This is a genomic window from Flaviaestuariibacter flavus, assembly GCF_004337505.1.
Lineage (GTDB): Bacteria > Bacteroidota > Bacteroidia > Chitinophagales > Chitinophagaceae > Flavisolibacter > Flavisolibacter flavus.
Genome location: NZ_SJZI01000003.1, coordinates 98,217 through 112,129 on the forward strand (window position 1 = coordinate 98,217; position 13,913 = coordinate 112,129).

Genomic DNA, 13,913 nt, shown 5'->3' on the forward strand with positions numbered 1-13,913 from the left:
TTTTCCGTATTTCTACTATATTGGTCGTCTAAACTCATCTGACCAATATGTATGTCCCTATCTACCGGGAAGCCGCCCGAATCTGGAAGCAGCTTGCCGGAGACGCACCCGAAGCAGCACCCGTACCCGAAAATGAGCTTTCGAAAAAGCTACAGGCTTTCTTCCAGGTGGGCGACTATTACTATTTCCTGTTCAACAGCATCACGGCTTCCTTTGATTATCTGAGCGAGGAGATAACCGCCGTTCTTGGGTATGAAATCAACCAGATTGATGTTCCCTTTTTGCTTTCGGTGATGCATCCGCACGACCAGCCGCATTTTCTCAACTTTGTCGTCAAGACGGGCGAGTTTTTCAAAAGCCTCCCGATCGAAAAGATTCCCCACTATAAGACCCGCTACGATGTGCGCCTCCGGCGCAACGACGGACAGTATATCCGGGTACTGCACCAGTCGGTGGTGCTGCGGTCCGATAACCAAGGCAACATTCTGCAGACCCTGGCGGTGCATACCGACATCACCCATATCAAGGAAACGGGCATGCTGGTTCTGTCGTTCATCGGGCTCAATGGTGAGCCGTCCTATATCGATGTCGATGTGACCCGGGTCTTCCCGCTGGCCAACGACAACCTGAGCCGCCGGGAAAAAGAGATCCTTGCGCTTCTGATTGAAGGTCTTCGCAGCTCCGACATAGCAGAGCGCCTTGCCATCAGCGAAGCCACCGTGCACACCCATCGCAAGAACATGCTTCGCAAGGCGGGCGTCGCCAACTCCTCACAGCTGATCGCCAAGGCGATCCGGGAGGGGTTGGTCTAGACGTTGACTCAACTTTTTAACGGATCGCGTGTTTCTGCTCAGGCTGGCCCCGCGCTAGCTTTGTAGCCCGAATGACGCCCATCATCTCCGTACAGCACCTTTCGAAGTTTTATCCCAACCTCAAGGCGGTAGACGACCTTTCTTTCAGCGTGGAGGAAGGGGAGGTGTACGGCTTCCTCGGGCAGAACGGCGCGGGCAAGTCCACCACCATCCGCATGCTGCTGACGCTGGTGCAGCCCTCGGCCGGCCGCATCGAACTTTTTGGAAAAGAGCTGCAGCGCCACCGCCACGAGGTGCTGGCGCAGGTGGGTGCCGTCATCGAGCGGCCCGACCTGTATCAATACCTCAGCGCCTACGATAATGTGCGCCTGCTGGCGCAGCTGTCGGGCCTGCGGCCCACGCGCGAAGCCGTGTTGCGGCAGCTCGAAGTGGTGGGCCTCCGCGAACGCGCCTTCGACAAGGCGAAGACCTTTTCGCAGGGCATGAAGCAGCGGCTTGGCCTTGCCTGCGCGCTCATCCACAACCCGCGCCTGCTCGTGCTCGACGAGCCCACCAACGGCCTCGACCCGCAGGGCATCGCCGAGGTGCGGGAACTGCTTCGCCGCCTCAGCCGTGAGGAGGGCAAGACCGTGCTGGTGTCTTCGCACCTGCTGAGCGAAGTGGAGCTCGTGGCTGATGCCATGATCATTATCGACCGGGGCCGCAAGGTGGCCGAAGGCAAGGTGCGCCAGCTCCTCAACCCCGCCGATATGCAGGTGGAGCTGCTTACAGCCGACGCCGCCGACGCGCGGCGCAAGTTGCTCGCTTCTTCCTGGGCCGGGGCCGTGCAGCCCGCCGGCGACCGCCTGCTGCTCCGCATGGCCCGCACCGACGTGCCCCGCCTCGCCCGCGACCTGGTAGCTATGAACGTAGATATCCTGGCCCTGCAGCCCCGGCATTCGCTTGAAGACTATTTCCTCTCCATAACCCAGAAAGCAGATGTGGCGACTCATTAAGATCGAGCTGTTCAAGATCGCGAAAAAGCCGCGCACCTATATCGCCTTCGGCGCGATCGCAGCCATCGTGTGGCTGCTGCAGCTGGCGCTCTGGGCCGACGGCCGCACCTACCTGGGTTTCGCGCTGCAGTCGGTGGAAAGTACGTTTTCCATATCCGGGCAGATCATCAACGGCTGGTTTGTGTGCTTCGTCATCCTGCAGACCCTGCTGGTACATGTGCCCCTGCTCATCGCGCTGGTGGCCGGCGATTCCATCGCGGGGGAGGCCAACATGGGCACCCTGCGCCTGCTTTTTTCGCGGCCGGTGAGCCGCTCGGCGCTGCTGCTTTCGAAGTTCATCGCCGCTACGCTGTATACGCTGCTGCTCCTGCTGTTCATGGCCCTGCTCGCCCTCGGCGGCTCGCTGCTCCTCTTCGGCACCGGCGACCTCATCATCCTGAAGAGCGACATGATTGTCATCCTCGACAGCGCCGACGTGCTGTGGCGCTACGCGGCGGCCTTCGGCTTCGCGGCCCTCGCCATGACCACCGTGGCGGCGCTGGCCTTTTTCTTCTCGCTTTTTGCCGAGAATGCCGTTGGCCCGATCATCGCCACCATGAGCGTCATCATCGTGTGTACCATCCTCACCACGATGGACATACCGCTGTTCCAGTCGCTGAAGCCCTGGCTTTTTACCAACCATATGCTCAACTGGAAGGGCTTTTTCGAGCGCCCCGTCGACGGTCCCGAGATCGCGCGCTCGGCGTCCATCCTGCTGGCACATATCCTGCTTTTTGTAGGCGCCACCATTTTCATCGCCCGTAAAAAAGACATTCTCTCATGATCCGGAAACTGTTTCTGCTGCTGTTGCCCCTGCTTTGCCTGCAGCCTGCCCGCGCACAGGATGCGGCTACCCTGGTGCGCCAGGTAAAGGCGCGGCTCGACAAGGTGCATGACTATAAGGCGGCCGCCACGATGGATATCAACGTGCCTTTTATCAATGCCCCGAAGTCGGCGGTGCTGGTGTTCTTCCGCTACCCCGACAAGTTCAGCGTGCAAAAGCCCGACGGCCTTTCGGTGCTGCCCAAGGGAGGCGTCCGCGTGAACATGGCCGCCCTGCTGGCCGGCGGCAATTACAGCATCGTGGATGCCGGCAACGCGCGCATCGGGAACACCAATACCCGCGTGATAAAGCTGCTGCCGAACAGCGAGACGGACAACGTGGTGCTGAGCACGCTCTATATCGACGCAGCGGCCCAGGTGATCCGCAAGAGTACCGTGGTGACCCGCGACGGCGGCGTCTATGAAATGCAGCTGGAATACGGAAAGTACACCGCCTGGGGCCTGCCCGGCAAAGTCACTTTCCTGTTCGATACCAAAGAATTCAAGCTGCCCAAAGGCGTTACGTTCGACTACGAAAAAAGCGGCCCCAAAAAAGCGGCGCCGAAAAGCGGCAAAGGAAGCGTCGTGCTTACCTATAGTAATTATACGATCAATAAGGGTGTGCCGGATAGCGTATTTAAGTAATGCGGTAATGTGATAATGCGGTAATCCGGTAATAAAGAACCTCGCCATCGGCGAGGTTCTTTATAATTTCAACAGTTATCACATTATCACATTACCACATTATCACATTACCGCATTATCCGATCGTATCGTCGATCCGTTCGTCGACAACGTTTTTCAGTACTTCGCTCGTCACCTTACGGAGCGGGTTCTTGGTGCGCTCTTCGTATTCGCTGCGTCGGTTGATGATGTCGACGCATTCGAATACGGCGGTGGTGAACGACGAGGCATCGGCGATACCCTTGCCGGCGATATCGAAGGCGGTGCCGTGGTCGGGGGAGGTGCGTACAAAGGGCAGGCCCGCGGTGAAGTTGACGCCCTCACCGGAGGCGATGGTCTTGAAGGGGATAAGACCCTGGTCGTGGTACATGGCCAGCACGGCGTCGAACTGCAGGTAGGAGCGGCGGGCGAAGAAGGCGTCTGCGCTGTAGGGGCCGAATACCAGCGCGCCGCTGTTCTTGGCGTCTTTGATGGCGGGGCGGATGATGGTTTCTTCCTCGGAGCCGATCAGTCCTTCGTCGCCGGCGTGCGGGTTAAGGCCCAGCACGGCGATCCGCGGCTTGTCGATGCCGAAGTCGCGGCGAAGGCTTTGCTGCAGCAGCTGCAGCTTGCTCAGGATGGCGCCCTTGGTGATCTGCTTGCCCACTTCAGCCACCGGTACGTGCTCGGTAACGAGGGCTACGCGGATATTGTCGGCATAAAGCAGCATCAGCACGTCGCGGGCCTTGGCGGCGTCTTTGAAAAAGGGCGTATGGCCCGTGTATTTGAAGTTTTCTGATTGAACGTTCTTCTTGTGGATGGGGGCGGTAACAAGGCCGTGGATATGGCCTTCGAGCAGCGCCTGCGTGGCGGCTTGCAGCGCTTTTACAGCGTAAATTCCGCCTGTTTCGTTGAGTTCACCGGGGGTGATGGCGACGTCTTCCTCCCAGCAATTAAAGATATTCACCTGCTTGTGGTTCACCTTTGTCAGGTCCTTCAGGCTCTGGTAGTTGAGGTTGGCCTCGGGAAGCGTTTTCTTGTAAAAATTCACCAGTTTATTCGACCCGAAGATCACCGGGGTGCAGTGTTCCAGCAGGCGGTGGTCCGAAAAGGTCTTTATGATCAGCTCGGTGCCGATGCCATTCAGATCGCCGCAGGTAATACCGATAACAGGTTTTTGCATAACGCAAAGTTGGGGAAAATTCAGGTAGGGAAAAACACCGACGGCTTATCGTAAGATTACTATAAAAAATCACCAAGTTTTACCCTTGTTTAGAACGAATAGAACGTTAATTTTGAGGCTGTCAATCGTTATGCTTCGTTTATTCGTACATAACAGTGGCAGAAACCGAATCCGTACCCCTCCTGATCTGAAAAAAAAGTTTTGTCGCGCCCCGTGCGGCCGCTTTGCGGACGTCCGGAGGGTATGGTGCAGGTCGTTTTATACCAGTGAACAGTGTGATCCGATCCTCTCTAAAACCAAACCCTATGCTGCGACTTTTACGCCTTACCCTGGCCGTAATGGTCTTTTCCTCCGCTGCTTCGGCTCAATGCCCCGCCGGATTTTCCAGCGCCCAGATCAACTGGGACGCCCTGGAGTTTCTCCGCACCGGCGGCAGCTTTTCCGGTTATGTCACCAACGCACAGGCTGCCACGCAATATATCGCCTTCGCTACGCAGAAAGTGACGGTAACGCACAACTTCACCGGCGGCAACAACCTGGGTGTTTCCACCGCGCACACCGCCGAAACCAATGCGACGGGCAAAGGGTCCGACCTTCGCTTCCTGGGCAACGGCGCCATTACATTCACCTTCGAGAGCCCGGTACAGAACGTCAGGTTCTCCCTGTTCGACATCGACGTGAACCAGCGCGTGGAAGTGTCTGCCCTCGCCGCGGTTTCGATGACGCGTGTTACCACCACCACACTCACTCTTACAAACAACAACACAACAGTAGCCCGCGTGGATGCGAACGCGACAGCTACGGCACTGACATCGGAAAACGGTACGGTCAACGTTTCGATCGCCGGCCCGGTGTCTTCATTTACGATCACGACAACTAACACCGGGGTCGTTACGAGCGGTAACGCCGCGGGCCGGGAAGACGGCTCGATCTTTATTTCCGACATCAATGCCTGTACCAACGCCGCCGCCTTTCCCACGAATTATTACGGCACGAGCAAGCCCTGGAATAACCAGCCCGGCTACGTGCTTTCGGTGGTGAACAATAAGATCCTGCAGACCGACCCCGCTACGGGCAAGTCGAAGCTGATCTTCGCAGATCCTACCGGCAACAACATCAACTCGATGGCCTACGATCCGTATAACTACGTGATCTATTATTGCTACAGCCTTACGGGCTCGCCGGCGACCAACAAGTCGGTGAAGAAATACGACATCACCACCGGAACACTCAGCACCTTTATTTCCGATATTACGACCCTGGGCGTTCCCGTTTATGAGTCGGGCGTGGAATCAGGCGCCGCGGGCTTTTACAACGGTTCGCTCTACCTCGGGGTGGAAGGCTACGCCAGCGGCGGCTCGGGCTCCCTGGGCCGCAAGTCGATCGTTTGGCGTATCGACATTTCCGGTGGAACGCCGGCCACGGCCGTCCAGGCCTATGCCGCCGTCGCCGACGACGGTGTCACCGCCAATATCCTGCACGACTGGAGCGATATTGGTCTCAACAACGGTGTGCTTTACGATTTTGACGGTGCCGCCGGCGACCCGGACATCTACCAGTATGATATGTATAGCGGTTCGCTGACGCGCATCACTCCGTCGAGCAACTGGGTGCCGCGGCAGATCTGTGTGGACTGGGCGGGCACGATATACAACCTCGACGGTACCATTGCGCCTTATACCGGTGGTGCCAATATCACCACGGCTTCGCAGAAGACGATCACTTCGACTACCACGACCATCCCCTCCGGCGGAAGCTGGGGCGACGCGGCAGAAGCCTTTAAGCCCAAAGGCGACCTCGGCGACGCACCTTCTTCTTACGACCCCGTGGCCAATGCGCCCGCGGTGCACGAGATCAACACCAACCTGCGCCTCGGTGCTACCATTACCAGCGAGTGGTCGAAAAACACGTCGCTCTTCGCCGCCGGCGACAACGACGACGGCATGCCCACGCCTTCCATCGTGATCAACAACAGCAACTACCTCACCGACGTCAACGTGTTCAACAACACGGGTGCCCCCGCAACGGTGTGCGCCTGGGTTGACTTCAACAATAACGGCATCTTCGATGCCAGTGAAGGCATTTCGGTGAATGTGCCTTCGAGTGCTTCCACACAGACGGTGCAGCTTTTCTGGCCCAACCCGACCACGACGCTGGCGCCTTATTCCTATACCTTCATCCGCATCCGGGTTACCTCGGCCGCCAACGGCATGACCACCGCCAATCCCACCGGATGGTTCGATGACGGTGAGGTGGAAGACTACCGTGTGCAGGTGAACGCCTACGCGCTGCCGAGCATGCTCGTTGACTTCGACGCCCGCAAGCACGATGTCCGCAAAGGCCTCGTCACCTGGAAGATATCCGATGAAGTGGCGGGCACCCGTTACCTGCTGCAGCACAGCCGCGATGGTCGCCGCTGGAGCGACCTGCAGCAATCGGCAGCTACCGGCACCGCAACCACCCGCACCTACAGCTTCCTCCACAGCCAGCCGGCAGATGGCAGCAACTACTACCGCCTCCAGGTGCTGCGCCCCGGCGCCGCGCCCCAATGGAGCGGCATCCGCGAGCTGCGCTTCAACGACGATAACAACTTCCTGCTGGCGCCCAACCCGGCCCGCGGCAGCGTCAACCTCCAGGTGACGGGGATCGAAGGACCGGCGCTGTGCCGCGTCTATGCCGCTTCCGGCGCGCTCGTACTCGAGCGCCGCATCCAGCTGGTAGCCGCCGGAAGTACGCACAATATCCCCCTGCCCGAGTCGCTGCCCGAGGCTACGTATATCGTAGAACTACGGACGGAGTCCGTACGGCAGGTACGTACGCTGGTGCTGCGCCGCTGATCGCCGTCCCGCTTTTAACCGTCATCCAATACCAACCAAATCCAACCGAAGAACCATGAGGAAAACGCTATTCCTGATGCTTTCACTGTGCGTATTTTTTGTGCTGTCATCACACGCGCAGGACAAATATTCGAAGGTGCGCATCCCGATGAAGTCGCCCGACGTAAAGGCTTTCGTTTTTGACAACCTGGAGATCGATCACTACCAAATGAACAACGGCGCCATGGAAGTGGTGCTGGACCAGGAAGAGCTGGCGCGGCTCCGCGCCTCCGGCTTCCGCTATACGGTGCTGGTAGACGACGTGGTGCGCTACACTACCGAGCTGAACCGCCGCATCGGCGCCAACTGGTCGCGCTACGAAACCGCGAAGGCGCCTTATGCCGTGAGCTGCAGCAACGCTGCCGGCATTTTTACCACGCCCACCTCCTTTGGCAACGGCGGCTCCCTGCGCCTCGGCGCCGCCACCGGCACCGGCTACTTTACCTATGCCGAAATGATCTCTGAAATGCAGGCACTCGTTGCGGCTTATCCCAACCTGGTTTCGCTTTATTCGATCGGCAAGACAATAAACAATAACGACATCTGGGGGGTGAAGATTTCCGATAACGTGGCCACAGACGAAAGCGAGCCCGAGGTACTGTTCACCGGCATCCAGCATGCGCGGGAAGCCATCGGCGGCACCAGCCTGATCTTTTTCATGGAATACCTCTGTGAGAGTTACAGCACGGATGCGAAGATCAAAGAGCTTGTAGACAGCCGCGAGATCTTCATCATCCCCTGTGTGAACGTGGACGGTTACATGTATAACTACAGCGGCGCCAGCGGCTACCCAACCACCGGCGGTGGCCTGTGGCGCAAGAACCGCCGCCTTATCAGCGGCAGCACCTATGGCGTCGACATCAACCGTAACTACAGCGTGGACTGGGGCAACTGCGCCGGTGCCAGCACCAGCTGTGGTTCCAACACGGCATCCCAGGATACCTACTACGGTCCGAGCGCTTTTTCCGAAAAAGAAACGCAGGCCATTCGCGCCTTCGTCAGCGCCCACAAGTTCGTCACCGCCATCGACCAGCATTGCTATGGTCCCTATTATTCGCTGCCCTTCGGACGCCCGTCGCTGCATACGATGAGTGCTTCGGATGCGAATTTCTATACCGCGATCCCGGCACTGATGGGAGCGTACAACTGCCACCGCGCGGGCAACTCACCGGAGACCGTTAACTACGAAGTAGCCGGCGGCATTAAAGACTGGTTGCTGATGGGCGATATCGGCCTCGGCACCAAGGGCAAGATCTACGGCATGACCGGCGAGGCCGGCGGCGGCGACTTCTGGGCGCCCATCAGCCAGATCAAGACCCTTTGCCAGCAGAACTGCATGCAGAACATCCAGCTCTCCTACGCGGCCGGGCAGTATTACGATATCCAGGACATGAACGACGTGGCGCTGACCTCCAAGACCGGCACCCTGTCTTTCCAGCTCCGTAACATCGGGCTCACCAGCGGTCCTGCAACAGTGACCCTTGTGCCGGTGGAGAATATGGTAAACGCCGGCGCCAGCGTCGCTACCGAGTTAACCGCCTACTACGATACGTATACCGGATCGGTTTCCTATACCTTGCCGGGAAATATCGCTGCGGGCTACCGCGTGCGGTACAACTGGGTAGTGAGCGCAGGCGGTGTTACCTACGTGGATTCGGTGACCAAGCTGTATAATCCCGTGACGATGCTGTCTGATGACATGGAGGGCAACATCACCACCAACTGGACCACCGCAAGCAACGTAGCCGGTAACGGCGGCAGTTGGGCCTACACCAACTCGAGCGCATTCGGTGGCAGCAACTCGCTCACCGAGTCGCCCAGCGGCAACTATACTACCAGCACCACCCGCACCATCACCTATAAGAACACACTTGACCTCAGTGACGCGACCAACTCTTACCTGACCTTCTGGGTAAAGCACCGCTCCGAAAACTGCCGCGACAAGCTGCAGGTGCAAGTGAACACCACGGGCAACAATAACTCCTGGGTAGCAGTATGCGGTTCGCACACGATCGCCGAAGCCACCGCCACCGGTTCCGGATCGCTTGGCGGCAACCCCGCCCTCACCGGCATCCGCGACCAGTGGACACGTGTCTGGTACGACCTTACTTCTTATGCCGGTCAGCCGGGTCTCAACCTGCGCCTCCAGTTTACTTCTGACGCCGATGCCGACGCCTTCGCCCATGAGCTCGACGACGGGTTTTACATCGACAACCTGAAAGTGGTGAAGACGACGCAGACCTTCAATGTGCTGCCGGTACGCTTTGTGAATTTCAAGGGACAGCTGCAGCCCAACGGCACGGTGCGTCTTCACTGGGAAGCCTACACCGACGAGCAGCACGATCACTTCGAGATCGAGCGCTCCGCCGATGGTGTGCGCTTCGAAACGATCGGCCGCCTCAGCACGCCGCCGCCTTATATCTACTTCGACGCACAGCCCCTGGCCGGTGCCAACCATTACCGCATCCGCCAGGTAGACCACAACGGTCACGCTACCTACAGCAATATCGTATTGATTCACCTCGGGCTGCAGGTGCAGCTCCAGGTGTATCCCAACCCGGCCACCGACCGCCTGCAGGTGCAGCTCCAGTGCACGCAGCCCGGGCTGCTGCAACTGCGGCTCAACGACCTCCAGGGCCGCCCCCTGTGGCAGCAGTCGACCGTTGCCGGGCGCAGCGCCAGCAGCCTCCAGGTACCGCTTTTCGGTATGGCCAGCGGCACCTATGTGCTCCAGGTGCGCGATGCCGAAGGGCGCCTGCTCAGCACCCAGCGCGTTGTAAAACTTTAGATTTGGATTTGGTTTCCTCTGGTATGATCACGGACAGCAAGGGTCCTCTGCCCTTTGCGACCGTGATCTTTTTCATGTAGGATGTCTGATGGCTGATGTGGGATATAGTGGTTGTGGGATTATGTATGCGGAGGCTTGCTGAACATCAGACATCCCACATCTGACATCTGACATAACTTTGAGGTATGTACACCCTGAAGAAGTCGCTTGGGCAGCATTTCCTGAAAGACGAGAACATCTGCCGCAAGATCGTGTCGGCGCTGGAAGCAAAGCCATTCGCGCGCCTGCTGGAAGTAGGGCCGGGCGGGGGCGCGTTGACGAAATACCTGTTGCAGCTGCCCGGCATCGACTTCAAGGCGGTAGAAGTGGACGATGAAAAGGTGGTCTACCTGAAGCAGACCTATCCCGGGATCGAAGACAAGCTGATCCACAAAAGCTTTCTCGATATCGGCGCGCCTTTCACAGAGCCGTTTACCGTGGTGGGCAACTTCCCGTATAATATCTCCACCGAGATCGTCTTCAAGATCATAGCCTGGCGGGCACTTGTGGAAGGTTGCGTGGGCATGTTCCAGAAAGAAGTGGCCCAGCGTTTTGCGGCGGCGCACGGCAACAAAGTCTATGGCGTCACCAGCGTGCTCACCCAGGCTTTCTTTGATGTGGAATACCTCTTCGACGTGCCGCAGGGCGCCTTCAACCCGCCGCCCAAGGTGATGAGCGGGGTGATCCGCCTCACGCCGCGCCGCGAGCCGCTCGCCATCGCTTCGGAGAAAAAACTCTTTACGCTCGTGAAGGCCGCCTTCAACCAGCGGCGCAAGCAGCTGCGGAACGCAGTGAAGGGCCTCTTCAGCGCAGAGGAGCTGCAGGACGAAGGCTTCAACCGCCGCGCCGAGCAACTGAGCGTATCTGAATTTGCTGAACTTACCCACCGTATGTTATGAAGAATGCGATCCTGACGGCACCTGCTCACCCGATGCTCGGGGAGGCTCTTGCCGGCCGCGGTTACGCGGTGCTGGATTTTCCGTCCATCACTTACGAAGAACTCGAAGCGCTCATCGTTGATGCGGAAGGGCTGGTTGTGACGACGCGGCTGCGCATCGACGCGCCGCTGCTGGATAAGGCACCGCGCCTTCGCTGGATCGGCCGCCTCGGCTCGGGAATGGAACTGATTGATGCAGCCTATGCGCGGCAGAAAGGGATTACCTGTATCAGCACGCCCGAAGGAAACCGCAATGCCGTAGCCGAGCACACCCTGGCCCTCGCCCTTAACCTGATGAACCATGTATGCCGTTCCTTTGGCGAGGTGAAGCAGGGGCTCTGGCGCCGCAACGAAAACCGCGGCACCGAGCTCGGGGGCAAAACCGTGGGCATCGTGGGGTACGGCAATACCGGGAGCGCCTTCGCCCGCCTGCTCGCACCCTTTGGCGTGCGGGTGCTTGCCTGCGATAAATACCGGGAGAACTTCGGGCACGATTACGTGGAGGAAGCCACCATGGAACAAATTGCCGGGGCCGCCGACCTTGTGAGCCTGCACCTGCCGCTGACGGACGAGACAAGGCATCTGGCAGGCGATGCCTTTTTCGGCAAGCTCCGGCGCCGTCCCTGGTTTGTCAGCACCTGCCGGGGCCGGGTGACCGACACGGCCGCCCTGCTGCGGGCGCTGGATGCGGGTCTCATCGCCGGTGCGGGACTCGACGTGCTGGAAAACGAAAAGCTCCACACGTACACCGATGCCGAACGGGCACACCTGGAGCAGCTTTGCGCACATCCCGACGTGATCGTTACACCGCACATCGCGGGCTACAGCTTCGAAGCCTACGAGCGCATGAGTTCAGTGCTGATCGATAAGCTGGATACCGCCGGGGTGCTCTGACAGGTCCGTTTTGCGATTTTTATTATATTTGTCCAACGTACAGCAACGCTTTGGTGAACCACTGAGGCGTTGCTCTTTTTTTCATTTATCTCAACCGAACGACCATGAGTGGAATTCAATACGTGACCAAGGAAACCCTCGAGCAGATGAAGAACGAGCTGCAGCATATGAAAGGCGTAGAGCGTCCCGCCGCTTCCCGCGCCATCGCTGAAGCCCGCGAGAAGGGCGACCTGCGCGAGAACGCCGAGTACGACGCCGCCAAAGAAGCCCAGGGCCTGCTGGAAGCCAAGATCTCGCAGCTCGAAGGACAGATCGCCACGGCCCGCATCGTCGACGAATCGACCATCGATACCTCCAAGGTGTCGATCCTTACCAAGGTGAAGGTGACCAATCTCAATAATAACAAGCAGGTAACTTACCAGATCGTCTCCGAAAAAGAGGCCGACCTCAAAAGCGGCAAGATCTCCTCTACCTCGCCCATCGGGAAAGGCCTGCTGGGCAAGGCCGTCGGCGAAGTGGCCGAGGTGACCGCGCCTGCCGGCGTGCTGAAATTCCGGGTGGAAGAAATAAGTGTTTAAAGTAAAAGAAGCGTTTCTCACCGCTAAGAAAAGGAGTCAAAGAAGCGATACGCTAAGGATATGGGTCCCGCCTGAAGGCGGGACTTTCGTTTGCGATCTACGTGAAATAAAAACTTAGCGTAAACCTTAGCTCCTTCTTTTCTTCGCGGTGAAAGACTCTTATTCTCCTTAATTTTCCTTCATGAGCATCTTCACCAAAATCATCGCCGGCGAAATTCCTTCCTACAAGATCGCCGAAGACGAGCGCTTCTTTGCATTTCTCGACATCTTTCCGCTGCGCGAAGGGCATGTGCTGGTCATTCCGAAAGTGGAAGTGGACAAGATCTACGACTTGCCGGAAGAGTACCTCTCGGGGATGCTGGTGTTTGCGCAGCCCATCGCCAAAGCCATTGAGAAGGCCTTCGGCAAGCGCGTGGGCATGGCCGTGATCGGGATCGAAGTGCCGCATGCGCATCTACACCTCGTGCCCATTTCTTCTTCCAACGATATCAATTTCACGCAGCCGAAGATGAAGCTGAGCGAAGCGCAGCTGAAGTCGGTGCAGGAAAAGATTTTGGCTCACCTGTAAACGAAAGCAGGATCGAACGCAGCTGACGCAGGTTGTTATGATTCATCGTGGCATTGCAGAATAAGCATCCGCGCTCATCTTAAAAATCATAATAAATCTGCGTTCTTTCACTGCCGGCAAATCAGCCCAGTCTTCCCGGGTTCTGCGCGATAAACGCATCCCAGGCGGAGGCGGCCTTTGCCTTACGCGGGTTGCGGGCGCGGCCCGTGCTCCGGTTGGCCTGCGGGATGCCGTCGGAGAAATAATGACAGATGGCCACGGCCAGGGCGTCGGTGGCGTCGAAGGATTTGGGTGACTCCTCCATTTTTACAATGCGGTGGAGCATCTGCCACACCTGCTCCTTGTCGGCATTACCGTTGCCGGTGATGGCCTGCTTGACGCGCTTGGGTGAATACTCGGTCACCGGGATGCCGCCGCTCATGGCCGCGGCGATAGCCACGCCCTGCGCCCGTCCCAGCTTGAGCATCGACTGCACGTTTTTGCCGAAAAAGGGCGCCTCGATGGCGAAGGTGTGCGGGCGGTGCACTTTTACCAGCTCGGTCACCTTTTCGTGGATCAGTTGCAGGCGCACATAGCTGTCTTCCTTCACCGGCAGCTTCAGCGCATCCACCTCCAGCACCTGGATGACGCCGGCGGTAACGGCGATAACGCCATAGCCCATCACTACGGTTCCGGGATCGATCCCAAGGATGATTTTTGAAGGTCTTTGCAAGGTGGCT

The 13,913-nt window shown here is 58.3% G+C and carries 12 protein-coding genes; 10 read left to right on the top strand and 2 right to left on the bottom strand.

All coding sequences use genetic code 11. From position 1 onward, the window contains the following. Positions 1-47 precede the first annotated feature (47 nt). From EPD60_RS03385 to EPD60_RS03400, 4 genes are all read left to right on the top strand, one after another. A complete protein-coding gene (locus tag EPD60_RS03385) occupies positions 48-812 on the top strand; it encodes a LuxR C-terminal-related transcriptional regulator (protein WP_131446857.1) in 765 nt (254 codons plus the stop codon). Between the two features lie 71 nt (positions 813-883). Next, on the top strand, positions 884-1,807 hold the full coding sequence (locus EPD60_RS03390) for an ABC transporter ATP-binding protein (protein ID WP_131446859.1): 924 nt from the start codon (positions 884-886) through the stop codon (positions 1,805-1,807). Next, positions 1,791-2,630: an ABC transporter permease gene (locus tag EPD60_RS03395; RefSeq protein ID WP_131446861.1), complete on the top strand. Its 840-nt coding sequence runs from the start codon at positions 1,791-1,793 to the stop codon at positions 2,628-2,630. Before EPD60_RS03390 ends, EPD60_RS03395 begins: the two co-directional genes overlap by 17 nt. Then, the gene (locus tag EPD60_RS03400; RefSeq protein WP_131446863.1) at positions 2,627-3,313 is read left to right on the top strand and encodes a LolA family protein; all 687 of its coding nucleotides are present in this window, start codon (positions 2,627-2,629) and stop codon (positions 3,311-3,313) included. Before EPD60_RS03395 ends, EPD60_RS03400 begins: the two co-directional genes overlap by 4 nt. Positions 3,314-3,428: 115 nt before the next feature. On the opposite strand, the gene pdxA is transcribed toward EPD60_RS03400, so the two are convergent. Continuing rightward, on the bottom strand, positions 3,429-4,514 hold the full coding sequence (pdxA, locus tag EPD60_RS03405; RefSeq protein WP_131446865.1) for a 4-hydroxythreonine-4-phosphate dehydrogenase PdxA: 1,086 nt from the start codon (positions 4,512-4,514) through the stop codon (positions 3,429-3,431). 305 nt (positions 4,515-4,819) lie between these two features. Here pdxA and EPD60_RS03410 point away from each other — a divergent pair, with 305 nt between their 5' ends. From EPD60_RS03410 to EPD60_RS03435, 6 genes are all read left to right on the top strand, one after another. Next, entirely contained in the window at positions 4,820-7,351 is a 2,532-nt protein-coding gene (locus tag EPD60_RS03410) for a GEVED domain-containing protein (protein ID WP_131446867.1), read from the top strand. Between the two features lie 55 nt (positions 7,352-7,406). Next, complete coding sequence (locus EPD60_RS03415) at positions 7,407-10,178, top strand: M14 family metallopeptidase (RefSeq protein WP_131446869.1); 2,772 nt, start codon at positions 7,407-7,409, stop codon at positions 10,176-10,178. A gap of 185 nt (positions 10,179-10,363) precedes the next feature. Then, positions 10,364-11,116, top strand: a complete 753-nt coding sequence (gene rsmA, locus EPD60_RS03420) for a 16S rRNA (adenine(1518)-N(6)/adenine(1519)-N(6))-dimethyltransferase RsmA (protein WP_131446871.1) — start codon at positions 10,364-10,366, stop codon at positions 11,114-11,116. After that, positions 11,113-12,048 carry an NAD(P)-dependent oxidoreductase gene (locus tag EPD60_RS03425; RefSeq protein ID WP_131446873.1) on the top strand — a complete coding sequence of 312 codons (936 nt, stop codon included), beginning with the start codon at positions 11,113-11,115 and terminating at the stop codon, positions 12,046-12,048. Before rsmA ends, EPD60_RS03425 begins: the two co-directional genes overlap by 4 nt. 104 nt (positions 12,049-12,152) lie before the next feature. After that, entirely contained in the window at positions 12,153-12,626 is a 474-nt protein-coding gene (gene greA, locus EPD60_RS03430) for a transcription elongation factor GreA (protein ID WP_131446875.1), read from the top strand. A 181-nt stretch (positions 12,627-12,807) separates the two neighbouring features. Continuing rightward, positions 12,808-13,194, top strand: a complete 387-nt coding sequence (locus EPD60_RS03435) for an HIT family protein (protein ID WP_131446877.1) — start codon at positions 12,808-12,810, stop codon at positions 13,192-13,194. A gap of 121 nt (positions 13,195-13,315) precedes the next feature. Here EPD60_RS03435 and ruvC read toward each other — a convergent pair whose 3' ends face one another. Beyond that, a complete protein-coding gene (gene ruvC, locus EPD60_RS03440) occupies positions 13,316-13,906 on the bottom strand; it encodes a crossover junction endodeoxyribonuclease RuvC (protein ID WP_207896531.1) in 591 nt (196 codons plus the stop codon). Positions 13,907-13,913 lie beyond the last annotated feature (7 nt).

Excerpts from the sequence above, each read along its gene's own strand:
- EPD60_RS03395 (WP_131446861.1), top strand. The coding sequence starts at position 1,791 with ATGTGGCGACTCATTAAGATCGAGCTGTTCAAGATCGCGAAAAAGCCG.
- EPD60_RS03425 (WP_131446873.1), top strand. The coding sequence starts at position 11,113 with ATGAAGAATGCGATCCTGACGGCACCTGCTCACCCGATGCTCGGGGAG.
- rsmA (WP_131446871.1), top strand. The coding sequence starts at position 10,364 with ATGTACACCCTGAAGAAGTCGCTTGGGCAGCATTTCCTGAAAGACGAG.
- EPD60_RS03410 (WP_131446867.1), top strand. The coding sequence starts at position 4,820 with ATGCTGCGACTTTTACGCCTTACCCTGGCCGTAATGGTCTTTTCCTCC.
- EPD60_RS03385 (WP_131446857.1), top strand. The coding sequence starts at position 48 with ATGTATGTCCCTATCTACCGGGAAGCCGCCCGAATCTGGAAGCAGCTT.
- greA (WP_131446875.1), top strand. The coding sequence starts at position 12,153 with ATGAGTGGAATTCAATACGTGACCAAGGAAACCCTCGAGCAGATGAAG.
- EPD60_RS03435 (WP_131446877.1), top strand. The coding sequence starts at position 12,808 with ATGAGCATCTTCACCAAAATCATCGCCGGCGAAATTCCTTCCTACAAG.
- EPD60_RS03390 (WP_131446859.1), top strand. The coding sequence starts at position 884 with ATGACGCCCATCATCTCCGTACAGCACCTTTCGAAGTTTTATCCCAAC.
- EPD60_RS03400 (WP_131446863.1), top strand. The coding sequence starts at position 2,627 with ATGATCCGGAAACTGTTTCTGCTGCTGTTGCCCCTGCTTTGCCTGCAG.
- EPD60_RS03415 (WP_131446869.1), top strand. The coding sequence starts at position 7,407 with ATGAGGAAAACGCTATTCCTGATGCTTTCACTGTGCGTATTTTTTGTG.
- pdxA (WP_131446865.1), bottom strand. The coding sequence starts at position 4,514 with ATGCAAAAACCTGTTATCGGTATTACCTGCGGCGATCTGAATGGCATC.